This is a genomic window from Kitasatospora sp. NBC_00240 (assembly GCF_026342405.1).
Taxonomy (GTDB): Bacteria; Actinomycetota; Actinomycetes; order Streptomycetales; family Streptomycetaceae; genus Kitasatospora.
On record NZ_JAPEMU010000001.1, the window covers coordinates 1,297,438 to 1,314,921 of the forward strand.

Consider the following 17,484-nt stretch of genomic DNA (forward strand, 5'->3'; position numbering starts at 1 on the left):
CGGTCAGGAGGGCGCCGGCGACCGCTCACGGGCGCAGCGGTCCCGAGCCCGCCCCGGTGCGGGCCAGTGCCTCGGCGATCTCGCCGAGATCGGCGGCGCCGAGCTCCAGCCGGACGGCGCCGGCCCAGTCCTCGATCTGTTCGGGCCGGCGGGCGCCCACGATGGCGCCGCTCACTCCCGGCCAGGCGAGGGTCCAGGCGACGGCCACCGCCGCGACGGTGCTGCCGTGGCGTTCGGCCACCGGGCGCAGGGCGTGCACCAGGGCGAGGTTGCGCGGGAGTTCGGTGGTGAAGTCCGGGAATCCGCGCCGCCAGTCCTCCGGGTCCAGTGCGGCCACCCGTTCGGCCGTGAAGGCGCCGGTGAGCAGGCCGGAGGCGAGCGGCTGGTAGACCACGGCGGCCGCGTCGTTGGCCGCGGCCCAGGCCAGCTCCCCCGCGGCGGACCTGCTGAGCAGCGAGAACTGCGGCTGGATCGCGTCCACCCGGGCGACCTTCGCGGCCGTCGCCAGCTGCTCGGGGCCGTGGTTGGAGAGGCCGATCGCCCTGACCTTGCCCTCGGTCCGCAGGTCGGCCATCACCTGCCAGTACTCCTCCAGCGGGGTGCCCTGGGCCGCCTCGGCCGGCTCTTCGGTGCCCCACTCCAGCGGCCGGCCGTCGCCGGGCCAGTGCACCTGGTAGAGGTCGATCCGGTCGACCCCGAGCCGGCGCAGCGAGGCCTCCAGCTCGCGGCGGACACTGGCGGGCTCCATCACCTTGCGCGGTGCGCCGAGCGGGTCGCGGTCGTCCCAGACCAGGCCGCACTTGGTGAAGACGTACGGGCGCCGGGAGGCCGGCAGCCGGGCCAGGGCCTGCCCGACGACCTCCTCGGAGTGGCCGAGGCCGTAGACGGCGGCGGTGTCGATCCAGTTGACGCCCAGCTCGACGGCGCGGTGGACGGCGGCGATCGAGTCGCGGTCGTCCTGGGCGCCCCAGCTGTAGCGCCAGCCGGCGCCGCCGATCGCCCAGGCGCCGAAGCCGATCCGGCTGATCATCAGGTCGGTGCCGCCGAGCGGCACGGTGGGTACGTCGGTCATGTCGGTGCCTTCCGAAGGGGTGCGGTTGCTGCCGGACACGATCATTCGCCGGCCGCGCTGCCCCCGGCAGGGCTCCGTCCTACCCTGGGTCCGGCAGGACCAGGTTCGGCGGCGGCCGGTGCGCGATGATCTGCGGTATGGACAGACGAAGCGAGCTGGGGCAGTTCCTCCGGTCGCGCCGTGCGCGCCTTAAGCCCGAGGAGACCGGGCTGCCCGTGTACGGCGGGCGGCGGCGGGTGCCGGGGTTGCGGCGCGAGGAGCTGGCCCAGCTGGCCGGGGTGAGCGTCGACTACTACGTACGGCTGGAGCAGGGCCGGAGCGACCACGTCTCGCAGGCGGTGCTGGACGCGGTGGCGCGGGCGCTGCGACTCGGCCCGGACGAGCGCCGACACCTGGGCAATCTGGCCCGCCCCCGGCCACAGGCCCGGGAGCCCCGGCCGGCGCAGCGGGTGCTGCCGGGCCTGCGGCGGCTGCTGGACGCGATGACCGACGTCCCCGCGTACGTGCTGGGGCCGGACACCGAGGTGCTGGCCTGGAACCGCCCGGCGGCGGCGCTGATCACCGACTTCGGGACGCAGGAGCCCGGGCGGCGGCAGAAGGCCCGGATGATCTTCCTGGACGATACCTCCCGCGAGCTGTACGCCGACTGGGAGCAGAAGGCCGCCGACGTGGTCGCGTACCTGCGCCTCGGTGCGGGCCGCCACCCGCACGACCCGGGACTGTCCGCCCTGATCGGTGAACTCTGCATGGGCAGCCGCGACTTCGCCCGGCTCTGGGCCGACCAGGAGGTCCGCGACAAGACCCGGGGCTCGTACCGGTTCCGGCACCCGGTGGTCGGCCCGCTGGAGCTGGCCTTCGAGACGCTGCGGCTGCCCGACGACCCGGACCAGGCGCTGGTCGCGTACACCGTGGAGCCGGGCAGCCCGAGCGAGGAGGCGCTGCGGCTGCTGCTCTCCCTGGAGGCGTCCGACCGGCCCGGCGGGGCGACCGCCGCGGAGCCGGACGCCGCCCCGGACGGCCCCGGTGTCCCGGCCTTTGCCCGCGGGCGCCGCGAGCAGGCAAGATAGCCGGGTGACCCTCCTTGACCTGATGCCGAGCCCCGCCACCCCCGACGCGCTGTACGAGACCTTCGCCGCCTGGGCGGAGGAGCGCGGCATCACGCTGTACCCCGCCCAGGAGGAGGCGCTGATCGAGCTGGTCTCCGGGAACAACGTGATCCTGGCGACCCCGACCGGCTCGGGAAAGAGCCTGGTCGCGGCGGGTGCGCACTTCGCGGCGCTGGCCGAGGGCAAGCGGACCTTCTACACCGCGCCGATCAAGGCGCTGGTGTCGGAGAAGTTCTTCGACCTGTGCAAGATGTTCGGCACCGAGCAGGTCGGCATGATGACCGGCGACGCGAGCGTGAACCCGACCGCGCCGATCATCTGCTGCACGGCCGAGGTGCTGGCGAACATCGCACTGCGGGACGGGGCCCAGGCCGACGTCGGCCAGGTCGTGATGGACGAGTTCCACTTCTACGCCGAGCCGGACCGCGGCTGGGCCTGGCAGATCCCGATCCTGGAGCTGCCGCACGCGCAGTTCCTGCTGATGTCGGCCACCCTCGGCGACGTCCGCCGCTTCGAGGAGGACCTGGCCCGCCGCACCGGCCGCCCGACCACCGTGGTCCGGTCGGCGACCCGGCCCGTCCCGCTGTTCTACGAGTACCGCCGCACCACCATGCACGACACCCTGGAGGAGCTGCTGACGACCGGTCAGGCACCGGTGTACGTCGTGCACTTCACCCAGAAGGAGGCGGTGGAGCGGGCGCAGTCGCTGATGAGCATCAACATGTGCTCGAAGGCGGAGAAGGACGCGATCGCCGACCTGATCGGCAACTTCCGCTTCACCACCAAGTTCGGCCGCAACCTCTCCCGGTTCGTCCGGCACGGCATCGGCGTGCACCACGCCGGCATGCTGCCCAAGTACCGCCGACTGGTCGAACGCCTCGCCCAGGCGGGCCTGTTGAAGGTCATCTGCGGCACGGACACGCTGGGCGTCGGCGTCAACGTGCCGATCCGTACGGTGCTGTTCACCGCGCTCTCCAAGTACGACGGCATCCGGGTGCGCACCCTGCGGGCCCGGGAGTTCCACCAGATCGCGGGCCGGGCCGGGCGGGCCGGCTTCGACACCGTCGGGCAGGTGGCGGCGCAGGCGCCGGAGCACGTGGTGGAGAACGACAAGGCGCTCTCCAAGGCCGGTGACGACCCGAAGAAGCGCCGCAAGGTGGTCCGCAAGAAGGCCCCCGAGGGCTTCGTCGGCTGGACGGAGGAGGGCTTCGAGAAGCTCATCGCCGCCGACCCGGAGCCGCTGGTCTCCCGCTTCAAGGTCACCCACGCGATGCTGCTCTCGGTGATCGGCCGGCCCGGCAACGCCTTCGAGGCGATGCGGCACCTGCTCACCGACAACCACGAGGAGCGCTCCGCCCAGCGCCGGCACATCCGCAACGCCATCGCCATCTACCGCTCGCTGCTGGACGGCGGCGTGGTCGAGCGGCTGCCGGAGCCGGACGCCGAGGGCCGGATCGTGCGCCTGACCGTCGACCTCCAGGAGAACTTCGCGCTCAACCAGCCGCTCTCCACCTTCGCGCTGGCCGCCTTCGAGCTGCTCGACCCGGCCTCGCCCTCGTACGCGATGGACGTGGTCTCGGTGGTCGAGGCGACCCTCGACGACCCGCGCCAGATCCTCGCCTCGCAGCAGAACAAGGCGCGCGGCGAGGCCATCGGCGAGATGAAGCGCGACGGCGTCGAGTACGAGGAGCGGATGGAGCGGCTCCAGGACATCACGTACCCGAAGCCGCTGGAGGAACTGCTCAGCCACGCCTACGACGTCTACCGGCGCGCGCACCCGTGGATCGGCGACCACCCGCTGCAGCCCAAGTCGGTCGTCCGTGACCTGTACGAGCGGGCGATGACCTTCAGCGACTACGTCGGCCACTACGACCTGGCCCGTACCGAGGGCATCGTGCTGCGCTACCTGGCGGGCGCGTTCAAGGCGCTGGAGCAGACCGTCCCGGAGGACATCAAGACCGACGACCTCAAGGACGTGATCGCCTGGCTGGGCGAGCTGGTCCGCCAGGTCGACTCCAGCCTGCTCGATGAGTGGGAGCAACTGGCCAACCCCACTGACCCGTTGGCCCCCGAGGTGACGCTGGACGACCGGCCCGCGCCGGTCACCGCGAACGAGCGGGCGTTCCGGGTGCTGGTCCGCAACGAGATGTTCCGCCGGGTGGAGCTGGCCGCGCTGGAGAACTACCACGCGCTCGGCGAGCTGGACGGCGAGTACGGCTGGGACGCCGACCGCTGGGCGGACGCGATGGACCTGTACTGGGAGGAGCACGACGACCTCTCCACCGGCCCGGACGCGCGCGGCCCGAAGATGCTGCTGATCGAGCAGGAGGAGGACGCCTGGCAGGTCCGGCAGATCTTCGACGACCCGGCGGGCCACCACGACTGGGGCATCAGCGCCGAGGTCGACCTGCACGGCTCGAACGAGGAGGGCCGCGCGGTGCTGCGCGTCACCGCCGTCGACCGGATGGGCGGCTGACCCCGAGCGGGCCGCGCCGGGAGCCCTACGGGGCTGCCGGCGCGACGGCGGGCCGCCGGACGGCTCGGCGCGCTCACTGCCGGGCCCGGCCGACCCGGCCTGCGGGGCCGGCCCGTCAGCCCCGCAGGTAGGACAAATCCTTTTCGCCGAGCACGAGTTCGTCCACCGCGAGGTTCTCCGCCCGGTGGTCGGGCGAACCGGGGCCCGGGATCGCCGGGACCGGCGGTGCGGCCGCCCGCAGCGAGGCGCTCACGACTGCGCAGGGGTGGCCCCGGACCGGCCGCCACCGCGCCGCTCGCTCGCGCGCCCCGAACGAACCGCCGCCCCCGCCGAGCTGGACGTACGGCAGCTACCCGACCGAGCTCGGAGCCGGCTCCCGCTTCCCGGCCGGGCCGCGGTCGGGCGAGCTCGGGCCGGCGCGCGGCCGCCGAGCACGAACAGGGCCGGGCCGGACCGCCCGTCGAGCGGCGGGCCTGGTGGAGATGCAGCGGCCCGGGACGGTCAGGGCGACCGTCGCAGCCCCGCGACGAGGAGCGCGACCAGGCGGCGCGCGTCGTAGCGGGGGTCGCTCTCGGCGCCGATGCAGAGGTTTCCGATGCCGCGCATGAGGTGGTACGCGGTGATGTCCGAGCGGATCTCACCGGATGCCGCGGCTTCGTCGAGGAGCTGGGAGCAGACCGGCAGCAGGCGGTCGAGGAAGTAGGCGTGCAGCGTCTCGAAGCCGGCGTTGTCGGCCTGCATCGCGGCGGCCAGGCCGTGCTTGGTGACCAGGAAGTCCACGAAGAGGTCGACCCACCGCCCGAACGCCGCGCCGGGCGTGGGGCTGCTCGCCAGCAGGGCCGGGCCGGCGTCGGCGCAGGCGTCGACCTGGTGGCGGTAGACGGCGACGACGAGGTCGGCCCGGGTGGGGAAGTGACGGTAGACCGTGCCCGTCCCGACGCCGGCTCTGGCCGCGATGTCGCGCACCGGCGCCTCCACTCCGGCGGCGACGAAGACCTCGGCGGCCGCGTCCAGCAGGGCCTGCTGGTTACGGCGGACGTCCTTGCGCCTGGCCCCGGCCGCGCCCTCCGCGCCCTGGCTGCTGTCGCTCACGTCCGACACTCCTCCCCTTGCGGGTTTACAAACCGGAACAAGGTTCCATATCGTTGGCGGAACGAGGTTCCGTTTTGGCCATGATGCCAGAACGGGGACGACGCGACCAAGCCGCGCGCCGTCGCCTCCCCATGCCCCCACGCGCCCCGGCAGGCGGTTCCGCCCGAACCGCCGGGCCCGGCGCGTGGCGCGGACCGAACGGAAAGCCCTGCCATGCCTGACTTGAACACCACCGACACGCACCAGCCCGCGGACGCGCCCCGCACGGTGATCTCCGCGAAGCCCGTCGTCCTGCCCGCCCCGGCCGACCGCGCTGCGGACCTCCAGGTCCGGGTGTCCGCCCCCGCGAGGGGCACCGGCCTGCCCGTCGTCGTCTTCTCCCACGGCTTCGGTTGGTCGATGAACGGCTACGCCCCGCTGGCGGACCACTGGGCCGCCCACGGTTTCGTGGTCGTGCAGCCCACCCACCTCGACTCCCGCACCCTCGCCGTCCCGGCCGAGGACCCCCGCACGCCGCGGATCTGGCGCCACCGGATCGAGGACCTCACGCTCGTCCTTGACAGCCTCGACGTCCTGGCGCAGGCCGTGCCGGGCCTCGCCGGACGCGTCGACCGCGACCGCGTCGCGGTGGCCGGCCACTCCTGGGGCGCCCAGAGCGCGAGCGTGCTGCTGGGCGCGCGCGTCCTGGACGCCGACGGAGGTCCCGGCGAGGACATGTCCGACCCGCGCGTCAAGGCCGGCGTACTGCTCGCCCTGACCGGCCTGGGCGACGACCTGACCCCGTTCGCCGCCGAGCACCTGCCCTTCCTGAGGCCCTCCTTCGGCGCCATGACCACCCCGGCACTGATCGTCGCCGGCGACGACGACCGCTCCCACCTGTCGACCCGCGGCCCGGACTGGTTCACCGACCCCTACACCCACAGCCCGGGACCCAAGAGCCTGCTCACCCTGTTCGGCGCACAGCACTCACTCGGCGGCATCCCCGGGTACGAGGTCGCCGAGACCACCGACGAGAGCCCCGCGCGCGTCGCCCTGATCCAGCGGCTCAGCACCGCCTTCCTGCACAGCGCCCTCCGCCCCGATGACACCGGCTGGCCGGCGGCGGTCGCCGCCCTGGAGGGCGACCCCGACCCGCTCGGGAAGCTGCGGAGCAAGTAGGCGGGACTCCGCTGCCGGCCGGGAGCGGGCATGGACGGGCCGCTCACCGTGTGCCGCCCGGGCTCTCCCCCCGACGCGGCGTCAGGTCGGCACGGCCCGGCTCAGGTCCAGATGAACTGCGCGCCGGCCGCGTAGGAGACCGCCCGGGTCGCCGCGTCCAGCAGCTGCGCCTGGCTCGGCCCGGCCGGGGTGGTCGGGGCGGTGGGCGGCGTGGCACTCACCGAGGCGGCGGCGGACGGCGTCTCCGGCGTGGGGGCGGTGCCGGTCGCCGTGGGGCTCGACGAGGCGGCCCGGGGCTCCGTGAACCGCGAGACGGTGACGGTCAGGAAGTGGCCGACGGCCTCCACCCGGCCGGGGTCGGCGGGCTTCGCGGGATCGGCGGGCTTGCCCCCGGCCGTGAGCGGCGCGGCCGCCGCGGAGGCGTCCGGCAGGATGAAGACCAGCGTCTCGGCCGGCCCGTGCCCGGACCGCAGGGCCTGTGCGGCCTTCGCCGCGGAGGCGTCGTCGGGGAAGCGCAGCACCGTCACGCTGCTCAGCAGGGCGGGCTGGTCGACGGCGCTGAAGCTGACGGTCACATAGCCCTGGCAGCCGCTGCCCTGCAGCAGGTCCGGCTCGCGGGTCTGCAGGGTCTCGGCGCAGTCCTGGCCCTGCCGGGCGCCGTTGCGCCGGCCCTTGTAGACGCCCATCTCGACGGCGCGCTGGGCGGGGAAGTACCGGTCCGCGGTGAGGCCTTCAGGGTCCGTGCCGCTCGGCGGCAGCGGGTTGCCGACCACCGGCGGGGTCTTCGCGGCGTCCGCGCTGGACGGGCCGAGCCCGGGTATCCAGTCCCCCGGGTGCGGCCGGCTGACTATCCATCCGCCACTCGCGACCACCGCGACGACGACGCACCACCCCAGCGCCCTGGCCGGGAGGCCGCGGGTCGCGTGGCGCGCCCGCGCGGCGCGCCCTTCAGGTGTCCGGTCTGCCGGTTGCGGGTCGCGTTGCCCCTGCGTGGTCATGGCGCAGATTCTAGGTGGTGGGTCCGCGCCGCTGATCAAGGGGTGGGCCCCCGGGGCCGGGCGCGACCCCGACCCGTCGTCCGAGGGGTGGCCGGCGGAGCACGGGTGACCTGCGCCACTACTGTGAGCGGCGACACTGTGACAACTCGCACATCCGCCGGGGGATCTTCTGGCGGGTTCCCTCTGGCGCGGGCGCCCGGCGAGCGGGCAGGATCAGGCGCATGGATCTGCTCGACACCCTCACCGCCAAGGGCCTGCGCCGGGAAATTCCCACCCGCGAGGAAGCCCTTGCCGTCCTCGCCACCACCGACGACGAACTCCTCGACGTGGTCGCGGCCGCCGGACGGGTGCGCCGGCAGTGGTTCGGCCGCCGGGTCAAGCTCAACTATCTGGTGAACCTCAAGAGCGGGCTCTGCCCTGAGGACTGCTCGTACTGTTCGCAGCGGCTCGGCTCCAAGGCGGAGATCCTCAAGTACACCTGGCTGAAGCCGGAGCAGGCCGCCGAGGCGGCCGCCGCGGGCCTCGCCGGCGGTGCGAAGCGCGTCTGCCTGGTCGCCAGCGGGCGCGGTCCGACGGACCGTGACATCGACCGGGTCGCGGACACCATCGCCGCGATCAAGGACGCCAACGAGGCCGTCGAGGTGTGCGCCTGCCTCGGCCTGCTCTCCGACAACCAGGCCGAGCGGCTGAAGGCGGCCGGCGCCGACGCCTACAACCACAACCTGAACACCTCCGAGGGCACCTACGGGGACATCACCACCACCCACACGTACGCGGACCGGGTGGACACCGTGAACAAGGCGCACGGCGCGGGCCTGTCCGCCTGCTCCGGCCTGATCGCGGGCATGGGCGAGAGCGACGAGGACCTGGTCGACGTGGTCTTCGCGCTGCGCGAGCTGGACTCGGACTCGGTGCCGGTCAACTTCCTGATCCCGTTCGAGGGCACCCCGCTCGCCAAGGAGTGGAACCTCACCCCGCAGCGCTGCCTGCGGATCCTGGCGATGGTCCGGTTCGTCTGCCCGGACGTCGAGGTACGGATCGCCGGCGGCCGCGAGGTGCACCTGCGCTCGATGCAGCCGCTGGGCCTGCACATCGCCAACTCGATCTTCCTCGGCGACTACCTGACCAGCGAGGGCCAGGCCGGCCAGACCGACCTGGACATGATCGCGGACGCCGGCTTCGAGGTCGAGGGCGCCGGCCAGGTGACCCTCCCGCGCCACCGCGTGGACGCCGCCGAGGCGGCCGGGCACGCCTGCGCCCCGGCCGGCGGCGCGTGCGGTTCGGGCGGTGGCTGCGGCCCCTGCGGCGGCCACGGCGAGGCGGCCCCGGCCGGCGAGCCGGCCATCGTCGCGGCGGCCGGCCAGGACGCCGCCGCGGGCTCCGCCGACGACGAGGTGCGCAGCGACCTGGTCCGGGTGCGCCGGCGCGGCGCCGGGACCGAGCTGGCCCCGAACGCCTGACCCGGCCCCACCGCACGACCCGGACCGAACCGGCGCCGGCCGCCCCACAAGGGCCCGGCGCCGGAACACCGTGACGACCGAGGAACTCACCACCGTGGCACAGCTGTCCCCGCAGTCCCTGCTGGCGCTCGACCGGGCGCACGTCTGGCACCCGTACGGGCCGATGCCCGGCACCGCGACCCCGTACGTGGTGGAGTCCGCGTCCGGGGTCCGGCTCCGGCTGGCCGAGCCGGTCGCCGGGCACCGGGAACTGGTCGACGGGATGTCGTCCTGGTGGGCCGCGATCCACGGCTACCGCCACCCGGTGCTGGACGAGGCGGTGCGCGACCAGCTCGGGCGGATGAGCCATGTGATGTTCGGCGGGCTCACCCACGAGCCCGCCGTCCGGCTGGCGGCCACGCTGGTGGAGATCACGCCGGAGCCGCTGCGGCACGTCTTCCTGGCCGACTCCGGCTCGGTGGCCGTCGAGGTCGCGATGAAGATGTGCCTGCAGTACTGGCAGTCGGTGGGGCGCCCGGCCAAGCAGCGCCTGCTGACCTGGCGCGGCGGCTACCACGGTGACACCTTCCACCCGATGTCGGTCTGCGACCCCGAGGGCGGGATGCACCAGCTCTGGGGCGGCGTGCTGCCGCGCCAGCTGTTCGCGGGCGAGCCTCCGGCCGGCTTCGACGCGCCGGTGGACGAGGCGTACGCGGCCGAGCTGGCCGGCCTGATCGAGCGGCACGCCGACGAGCTGGCGGCGGTCGTCGTCGAGCCGGTCGTCCAGGGCGCGGGCGGGATGCGCTTCCACTCCCCCGACTACCTGCGGCTGCTGCACCAACTCTGCGACGAGCACGGCGTCCTGCTGGTCTTCGACGAGATCGCCACCGGCTTCGGCCGGACCGGCGAACTGTTCGCCGCCGACCACGCCGGCGTCTCGCCGGACGTGATGTGCCTGGGCAAGGCGCTGACCGGCGGCTACCTGACGATGGCCGCCACGCTCTGCACGAGCGAGATCGCGGACGGGATCAGCAAGGGCGAGGTGCCGGTGCTGGCGCACGGCCCGACCTTCATGGGCAACCCGCTCGCGGCCGCGGTCGCCAACGCCTCGATCGGGCTGCTGCTCGACCAGGACTGGCAGGTCGGGGTGAAGCGGGTGGAGGCCGCCCTGACCGCGGGCCTGGCGGCCGCCGCCGAGGTGCCGGGCGTCGCGGACGTCCGGGTGCTCGGCGGGATCGGCGTCGTCCAGCTCGACCACCCGGTGGACATGGCCGCCGCCACCGACGCGGCCGCCCGCGAGGGCGTCTGGCTCCGGCCGTTCCGGGACCTGATCTACACCATGCCGCCGTACGTCACCGACGACGAGGACCTGGCCCGGATCGCCGCGGCGGTCACGGCGGCGGCGGTGGCCGGATGACCGCCGAGGTCCTCTTCGTCACCGGCACCAACACGGACGTCGGCAAGACCGTGGCGACGGCGGCGATCGCCGCGGCCGCGCTGACCGCCGGACGCCGGGTGGCCGTGCTCAAGCCGGGGCAGACCGGCGTCGCGCCGGGCGAGCCCGGGGACGCCGCCGAGGTGGTCCGCCTCGCCGGGCCGCTGACCACCCGTGAACTCGCGCGCTACCCGGAGCCGTTGGCCCCCGACACGGCCGCCCGGCGGTGCGGGCTGCCGACCATCGGTCCGGAGCAGGTGGCCGAGGCGGTGGCCGAACTCGCCGACGGGCACGACCTGGTCCTGGTCGAGGGCGCCGGCGGGCTGCTGGTGCGCTACGACGAACAGGGCCGCACCCTGGCCGACATGGCCCGGGCGAGCGCCGATCTCGGGCTGGCCCCCGAGGTGCTGGTGGTCGCGGCGGCGGCCCTCGGCACGCTCAACATCACCACGCTGACGGCCGAGGCGCTGGACGCCCGGGGCCTGGCACCGCTGGGTGTGCTGGTCGGTGCCTGGCCGCGGCAGGCCGGTCTGGCCGAGCGCTGCAACCTGGCCGATCTGCCCGTCGCGGCCGGGGCCCCGCTGCTCGGTGTCCTGCCCGAGGGCGCGGGGCGGGAGCCCGACGGCTTCGCCGGGCTGGCGCTGGCGGCGCTGGCCCCCCGACTGGGCGGGCACTGGGACGCGGCCGCGTTCACGGCCGCGCACCAGGTGCCGCCGCTCCCGCTGCCGCTTCCCTGACGGCCTGACGGTCCGATGACGTGCCTCACCTGCTGACCTGCGTGACCTGCGTGACTTACGTGACCTGCGTGACCTGCTGACCTGCTGACGCGACGGACCCACCTCGGCCTCACCGGCTCGGCGGCCCGCCCCGTGGTCGGGCCGCCGAGCGGTGGTCGGGTGCAGCGGTGGGTCAACCGTGGGTCAGCCGTGGGTCAGCCGTGCCCGGCGGGCGTGCTCAGGCGGAGCGGCCGCGCAGTCCCGCGGTGTCGAAGACCACGGTGGACTCCACCACCAGGCCGTCCACCAGCCGCATCCGGTCGGCCCCCTCCCAGGCGGCGGCGGTGCCGTCGACCGTGGCGGTGGCCCGCCAGCCGATGAAGGCGACGTCCTCGTTGAGGGCATGGGCGAGCACGGCCAGCCGCAGGTCCGGGAACCGCTGCAGGGTGCCGGCCACCTGGGCCGTCCACCGGTCCAGGCCGACGATCGGCTCGGGGCGCCCCGGCCAGTGCAGCACGATCTCCGGGTGGCTCAGGGTGCCGAGGCGGGCCGGGTCGGGCGCTGCCCAGAAGGCGGCCCACCGGTCGGCGAAGTCGCCCGCGTGGTGGGCCCGGTGCGGGGTGTCCTGGGTGTCCGGCCGGGTGCCGGGTCGGGTGTCCGTCATGAGCTGTCCTCTCCCCAAGGGAAGCCAGGTGCCTGCCAATGTTACGTACCGACAGTACGTACTTGCGGTATGGAACTTACGTACCGTTAGTATGTGATGTCAAGAGGAGGCAGTCATGGCCAGAAGGACCCAGGCGGACCGCTCGGAGAGCACCACCGGTGAGATCGTGGACGCCGCGATCACGCTCTTCGGCCGGGACGGCTACCCGGCCGTGTCGATCGACGGGATCGCCCGGGCGGCCGGCGTCACCAAGGGCGCCGTCTACCACCACTTCGACGGCAAGACCGCCCTCCTGCGCGCCGCCTTCCTGGACCAGGAGCAGCGCCGGGCCCGGCTGCTCGGCGAGGCCGCGGCCGGCTCGCCGGACGCGCTGGCCGCGGTGAGGGCCGGGTGCGCGGCCTTCCTGCGCAGCTGCCTGGACCCGGCGGTCCGGCGGATCCTGCTGCTGGACGGGCCGGCCGTGCTCGGCTGGGAGGCGGTGCGGGCGATCGAGGCGGAGCACAGCGTCGCCCTGCTGCGCCGAGGCCTCGGGGCGGCCGTCGCCGAGGGACGGCTGCGCCCGGGCGATCTCGACATCCGCACCCATCTGCTGCTGGGCGCCCTCTGCGAGGCGGGCATGCTGCTCGCCCGGGCCGCCGACCCCTCGGCCGCGCTGGCCGGCGTGACCCGCGAGGTCGACGCGCTGCTCGACGCCTTCGCGACCCCGGCGGGGGCGTGACCGCCGGCGGGCACCCGACACCCCCAGGGGCCGGGCCGCCGGGCCGGCGGTGGAACGTTCAGCCGCCGAGCGGCTTGACCCAACGGGTCCACTGCGGCTGGGGGCCGTAGCCGGCGCGCTCCCAGGTGCGCTGCCCCAGCTCGTTGTGGTTGAGCACCATGGCGTCCGCCCGGCGACCGCCGAGCGCCTCGAAGCGCTGCTCGGCGGCGGCGAGCAGGGCCGCGCCGATCCCCCGCCGGCGGCGCTCCGGGTCGACCGCGAGCCGGTAGAGGTGGCAGCGCCAGCCGTCCCAGCCCGCGATCACCGTGCCCGCCACCGTGCCGTCGAGTTCGGCGACGATCAGGGCCTCCGGGTCCCTCGCGATCAACCGGGCCAGGCCGTCGGCGTCGTCGGTGATGCTGGTGCCCTCGGCCGCCCGGGTCCAGAACTCCAGCAGGTCCGGCACCTCGTGGACACCGGCGGTACGAATGATCAGATCGGTCATGCCGACTGTCTAGCAGTCCTCCCGGGGCGCCACGAAGGGATTTCCCCGGCGGCGGCCCCAGGCCGCTGCCGCCGGGGCGGGCCCGACCGTTCGCGTCGGATCGGCCCGCGGCGTCGAAGACGGCCCGGCTGTACGGCCCCGCTGGGCGGCGTCGGGTCGGGTCATCAGCGGTGACCGCACAGGCAGCTCCAGGCTGGGGCCGGTCAGCGGCAGGGTGCTCCATGTCGCCGCCGCGCTCCCCGCCTCGGCGTCGACGACCAGCCGGACCCGGTGCGGGGTGGTGATGACGACGGATCGAGCTCGAGCCGGTCCAGCAGCGCGGCGATCGAACGGGACGACATCCCCGTCGCGGCCGGTGCCGAACGTGGGAGCAAGGTGCCTGGAAGCGGGGGGAGCGGTTCGGGCACTCTGCCTTTCTCGCAGAACCAACCATCCCCGCAACCCAGTTGGAGCTGTACTCCGGTGCGGTTGGACCGGCCGCACGAGGTGACGGGACCAGCGGGAACGGCGGTAGGCCTAGAGCACGTCTTCAAAGGTTGATCCAGAGCAGGGTTGAGGCGAGAGTGACGGCGGCCTGGTAGGACTCGCGGGTCTGGTCGTAGCGGGTTGCTATGCCGCGGTACTGCTTGAGCCGGTTGAAGCAGCGTTCGACTGTGTTCCGGTGGGTGTACTTCTCCCTGTCGAAACCGGGCGGCCGTCCGCCGTGTCGTCCCCTTCGGCGGCGGCCGGCTGCCTGGTCAGCGCGTTCCGGGATGGTGTGGGCGATGCCGCGCCGACGGAGGTAGGTACGGATGGCGCGGGAGCTGTAGCCCTTGTCGCCCAGGACGTGGTCGGGGCGGGTGCGCGGGCGGCCCGCCCCGAGGCGGGGCACGCGGATGTCGGCCATGACCTGTTCGAAGCGCGTGCAGTCGTTGACGTTCCCGCCGGTGACCACCAGGCCCAGTGGGCGTCCCCGCCCGTCGCAGGCGAGGTGGAGCTTCGTGGTCAGTCCGCCCCGGGATCGACCGAGGGCGTGATCATCCGCTTTGTCCCAGTCGGGAGCCCCCCTTTGCGGCCGCCGGCCGCGTGCTGGTGGGCACGGGCGATCGTGGAGTCGACCGACACCAGCCAGTCGATGTCTCCGGCCGCGTCCTTCTCCGCCTGGATCGAGCGCAGCATCCGGGTGAAGGTCCCGTCCAAGGCCCACCTGCGGAAACGCGTGTACAGGCTCTGCCACGAGCCGTACCGCTCCGGCACGTCCCGCCACGCCGAGCCGGTCCGCAGCTTCCACACGATCCCGTTCAGCACCATCCGGTCGTCCGCCCGAGGCCGTCCCGTCCCCGCTCGCGGCAGGAGACGGGACAGCACCTCCCACTCCACGTCCGACAGCTCATGACGACGAATCACGACCAACATGATCGCTCATCAGCCCATCGCCTTTGAAGACGCGCTCTAGGCCGGTGGGGAGGCCGCGCTGAGACGCCAGACGGTGGTCCGCTTCAGGGCGGCGTCCTCCAGGTCGGCGACCACCGGCACCTCGTAGGAGGCCAGCGCGGTGAACCGCTCCCGGGGCAGGTAGGCCCGGCCCGGGTCGCCGACCAGCACCACGGCGCCCCGGGCCTGCGCACGCTCCAGGAACGGCAGGAACCGGGCGGCCATCGTCCGCTCGTAGAACACGTCCCCGGCGAGCACCACCTCGGCCGGGGCGCCGTCGCCGTCGAGCAGGTCCTCGACCGCCGCCTCGACCCGGGCTCCGTTCGCCTCGGCGTTGATCTCGATCGCGGCGACGGCGTAGGCGTCGATCTCCGCCGCCCGGACGGAGGCCGCGCCGCGCAGCGCGGCCGCGATCCCGACCAGCCCCGAGCCGGCCGCGAGATCGAGCACCGTGCGCCCGGCCACCAGGTCCGGGTGGTCGAGCACGTACCGGGCGACGGCCACGCCGCCGGCCCAGGCGAACGCCCAGAACGGGGGCGGCAGTCCGATCTCGCCGCGGGCCTCCTCGGTCGACTCCCAGAGCGTGATGGCGTCGTCCGCCATGTGCAGGCGGACCTCGGGAACGAAGGGAACGAGCGTCAGCCGGGTCTTCTCCCGGACGAAGGCCGGATCCGACAGCGTGGTGGTGCCAGGATGAAGCGTACGGAGCTCGTTCGGCATGCCCGCAGCATAGAGGCCGCCCGGCACTCCCGATGACCGCCCGACGACCGTCCGCGACCGTCCGCGACCGCCCGACGGACGGCCCGACGGCCCGGGTACCCGCCGATGCCGGTTGCGGCCACCGCCACCGCCACCGCCACCGCCACCGGCACCGGCACCGGCACCGCCATTGGCACCGGCCGCCGACCGGTGCGACCCGTCCGTGTGAAAAGCCGGGGCGTCGGCGCCACCGCCGGCGGCGGGCCCGCTACCTTCGCAGCCGAAGGACAGTGCGACCACGGAGGATCCCCATGCCCGCACCGCCCGCGGACCCGACCGAGCCCTCGGGGCCCGCCGCACGCTACGAGGTGCTGGTCGCCGGCGGCGGGCCGGCCGGCTGCGCCGCCGCGCTGACCCTGGCCCGGGCCGGCCGGAGCGTCCTGCTGGCGGACGCCGGGACCGGCCCCGCCAAGACCGGCGAGTCGCTGGCCTCGGTCGCCGCGGTGCTGCTGGACGACCTCGGGATCGGGCAGCAGGTGCTCGGCTCCGGGCACCTGCCCTGCTACGGCAGACTCTCCGCCTGGGGCTCGCCCGAACTCCGCTCGGTGCACTCGATCCGCGACCCGTACGGCCCCGGCCGGCTCCTCGACCGGGCCCTGTTCGACCGCCGGCTGCGCGCCGCCGCCGGAGCCGCCGGGGCGGACCTCGCCGAACACACCGCCGTCCGGCCGCCGCTGCGCGCCCCGGCGGGCGGCTGGAGCGTGGAGCTGCGCGGGCCCGCCGGCCGCCGGACCGTCCGGTGCGACTGGCTGGTCGACGCCACCGGACGCGCCGCCGCCCTCGCGACCCGCTGCGGCGCCCGGCGCCGCACCCTCGACCGCCTGACGGCCACCCACCTCACCCTGGGACCCGCCCCGGACGCCGTCGACGGCTGCTCGCTGGTCGAGTCCGACCCGGACGGCTGGTGGTACACCGCACTGCTGCCCTCCCGGCACCGCCTGGTCGCCTGGTTCACCGACGCCGACCTGCCCGCCGCGGCGCCGTCGGACGCCGGGCGGTTCCGGCAGCGGATACTGCGGACCCGTCACATCCGTGCCCGGGTCGAGCCGCACCCCGCCGACCCGGGCCTCGCCCCGCGCCGCGCGCCGGCGCACAGCGCACATCTCGACCGGCCCTGGGGCGACGGCTGGGTCGCCGCCGGTGACGCGGCCGCCGCCTTCGACCCGCTCTCCGCCCAGGGCGTCCTCACCGCCCTGGTCACCGGTCTGAATGCCGGTGAGGCACTCGACGCCCGGCTGCGCGGCCACCGCTCGGCCCTCGAGGAGTACGGGCACGGGGTGCGGGCCGTCTGGGCGGGCTACCTGCGCGAGCACCGCAGCGTCCACCGGCAGGAGGACCGTTGGGCCGGCCACCCGTTCTGGGACCGCCGGACCGCCGGGCCCCCGCCGGACCAGGCCCCGCACCCGCACCCGCACCCGCACCCGTCCGGCGCCTTCACCGGCACCACCCGCTGAACCCCGCCGGGCCCGGCCCGTCGCTGCCACGGCGACCGGCGACCGGCGACCGGCGACCGGGCTCGAGGCCGGACGCGGGGCCGGACGCGGGGCCGGACGCGGCCGGACGCGGCCGGACGTTTCAGCCCCTCCCGGCCCTGTCCCGCCCGTCCCGTCCACGACGGACCGCCGCAGGAGCGCCGGGCCGCGCCCCCGCCGGAGCCACCGTCCGCACGGCGGTGGGCGCCACCGGCGGGCACCACCGGCGGGCACCGCGAGCGGCAGGCGGCCGCCAGCGCCACCGCGGCGGCCGGCCGGCGGCCGTCCGAACACCCGGGGCAGGTACCCACAGATCCGTACCATTTAGATACCGAAGCCGTTATGAGCTGCGGAAATGCTCGCCCGCCGACAGGGGTCACCGGTAGCATCCGGCTCACGCCCTCCGGTCACCGCCGCACTGTCGCACGCGCTCCGGGCGGGTGTGTCCCGCGGTGCGTCAGAAGCCACCGCGCACTCGAACT

General features: G+C 74.6%; 15 protein-coding genes and 1 pseudogene. 8 read left to right on the plus strand and 8 right to left on the minus strand.

What is annotated here, in order from left to right:
- Nucleotides 1-25: 25 nt before the first annotated feature.
- Complete coding sequence (locus OG689_RS05415; RefSeq protein ID WP_266318209.1) at nucleotides 26-1,072, minus strand: aldo/keto reductase; 1,047 nt, start codon at nucleotides 1,070-1,072, stop codon at nucleotides 26-28.
- 137 nt (nucleotides 1,073-1,209) lie between these two features.
- Between OG689_RS05415 and OG689_RS05420 the strand changes: the two genes are divergently transcribed.
- On the plus strand, nucleotides 1,210-2,139 hold the full coding sequence (locus OG689_RS05420) for a helix-turn-helix transcriptional regulator (protein WP_266318210.1): 930 nt from the start codon (nucleotides 1,210-1,212) through the stop codon (nucleotides 2,137-2,139).
- Nucleotides 2,140-2,143: 4 nt separating this feature from the next.
- Complete coding sequence (locus tag OG689_RS05425) at nucleotides 2,144-4,654, plus strand: DEAD/DEAH box helicase (protein ID WP_266318212.1); 2,511 nt, start codon at nucleotides 2,144-2,146, stop codon at nucleotides 4,652-4,654.
- A 115-nt stretch (nucleotides 4,655-4,769) separates the two neighbouring features.
- Here the strand turns inward: OG689_RS05425 and OG689_RS05430 are convergent, their stop codons facing one another.
- Both OG689_RS05430 and OG689_RS05435 read right to left on the minus strand, forming a co-directional pair.
- Nucleotides 4,770-4,907, minus strand: coding sequence for a hypothetical protein (locus OG689_RS05430; RefSeq protein ID WP_266318213.1), 138 nt, complete (start codon nucleotides 4,905-4,907; stop codon nucleotides 4,770-4,772).
- 248 nt (nucleotides 4,908-5,155) lie between these two features.
- A complete protein-coding gene (locus OG689_RS05435) occupies nucleotides 5,156-5,746 on the minus strand; it encodes a TetR/AcrR family transcriptional regulator (RefSeq protein WP_266318214.1) in 591 nt (196 codons plus the stop codon).
- A 213-nt stretch (nucleotides 5,747-5,959) separates the two neighbouring features.
- Between OG689_RS05435 and OG689_RS05440 the strand changes: the two genes are divergently transcribed.
- Nucleotides 5,960-6,904, plus strand: a complete 945-nt coding sequence (locus OG689_RS05440; protein ID WP_266318216.1) for a chlorophyllase — start codon at nucleotides 5,960-5,962, stop codon at nucleotides 6,902-6,904.
- 101 nt (nucleotides 6,905-7,005) lie between these two features.
- Here OG689_RS05440 and OG689_RS05445 read toward each other — a convergent pair whose 3' ends face one another.
- A complete protein-coding gene (locus tag OG689_RS05445) occupies nucleotides 7,006-7,902 on the minus strand; it encodes a hypothetical protein (protein ID WP_266318218.1) in 897 nt (298 codons plus the stop codon).
- Between the two features lie 221 nt (nucleotides 7,903-8,123).
- Between OG689_RS05445 and bioB the strand changes: the two genes are divergently transcribed.
- The 3 genes from bioB to bioD all read left to right on the plus strand — a co-directional run bounded on the left by bioB (nucleotide 8,124) and on the right by bioD (nucleotide 11,513).
- Nucleotides 8,124-9,362, plus strand: a complete 1,239-nt coding sequence (gene bioB / locus OG689_RS05450) for a biotin synthase BioB (protein WP_266318220.1) — start codon at nucleotides 8,124-8,126, stop codon at nucleotides 9,360-9,362.
- A gap of 163 nt (nucleotides 9,363-9,525) precedes the next feature.
- Nucleotides 9,526-10,758, plus strand: a complete 1,233-nt coding sequence (locus OG689_RS05455; RefSeq protein ID WP_266326882.1) for an adenosylmethionine--8-amino-7-oxononanoate transaminase — start codon at nucleotides 9,526-9,528, stop codon at nucleotides 10,756-10,758.
- Complete coding sequence (gene bioD, locus OG689_RS05460) at nucleotides 10,755-11,513, plus strand: dethiobiotin synthase (RefSeq protein ID WP_266318222.1); 759 nt, start codon at nucleotides 10,755-10,757, stop codon at nucleotides 11,511-11,513. Before OG689_RS05455 ends, bioD begins: the two co-directional genes overlap by 4 nt.
- A 217-nt stretch (nucleotides 11,514-11,730) precedes the next feature.
- Here bioD and OG689_RS05465 read toward each other — a convergent pair whose 3' ends face one another.
- Complete coding sequence (locus OG689_RS05465) at nucleotides 11,731-12,156, minus strand: nuclear transport factor 2 family protein (protein ID WP_266318224.1); 426 nt, start codon at nucleotides 12,154-12,156, stop codon at nucleotides 11,731-11,733.
- Between the two features lie 115 nt (nucleotides 12,157-12,271).
- On the opposite strand from OG689_RS05465, the gene OG689_RS05470 reads away from it, so the two are divergent.
- Nucleotides 12,272-12,874: a TetR/AcrR family transcriptional regulator gene (locus OG689_RS05470; RefSeq protein WP_266318226.1), complete on the plus strand. Its 603-nt coding sequence runs from the start codon at nucleotides 12,272-12,274 to the stop codon at nucleotides 12,872-12,874.
- A gap of 58 nt (nucleotides 12,875-12,932) precedes the next feature.
- Here OG689_RS05470 and OG689_RS05475 read toward each other — a convergent pair whose 3' ends face one another.
- From OG689_RS05475 to OG689_RS05485, 3 genes and pseudogenes are all read right to left on the minus strand, one after another.
- Complete coding sequence (locus OG689_RS05475) at nucleotides 12,933-13,358, minus strand: GNAT family N-acetyltransferase (protein WP_266318228.1); 426 nt, start codon at nucleotides 13,356-13,358, stop codon at nucleotides 12,933-12,935.
- Nucleotides 13,359-13,887: 529 nt separating this feature from the next.
- Nucleotides 13,888-14,741, minus strand: a pseudogene (locus OG689_RS05480) (IS5 family transposase).
- Nucleotides 14,742-14,789: 48 nt separating this feature from the next.
- Nucleotides 14,790-15,491 carry a methyltransferase gene (locus OG689_RS05485; RefSeq protein WP_266318230.1) on the minus strand — a complete coding sequence of 234 codons (702 nt, stop codon included), beginning with the start codon at nucleotides 15,489-15,491 and terminating at the stop codon, nucleotides 14,790-14,792.
- Nucleotides 15,492-15,781: 290 nt separating this feature from the next.
- Between OG689_RS05485 and OG689_RS05490 the strand changes: the two genes are divergently transcribed.
- Nucleotides 15,782-16,984 carry an FAD-dependent monooxygenase gene (locus OG689_RS05490; protein ID WP_266318232.1) on the plus strand — a complete coding sequence of 401 codons (1,203 nt, stop codon included), beginning with the start codon at nucleotides 15,782-15,784 and terminating at the stop codon, nucleotides 16,982-16,984.
- The last annotated feature ends 500 nt before the right edge of the window (nucleotides 16,985-17,484 follow it).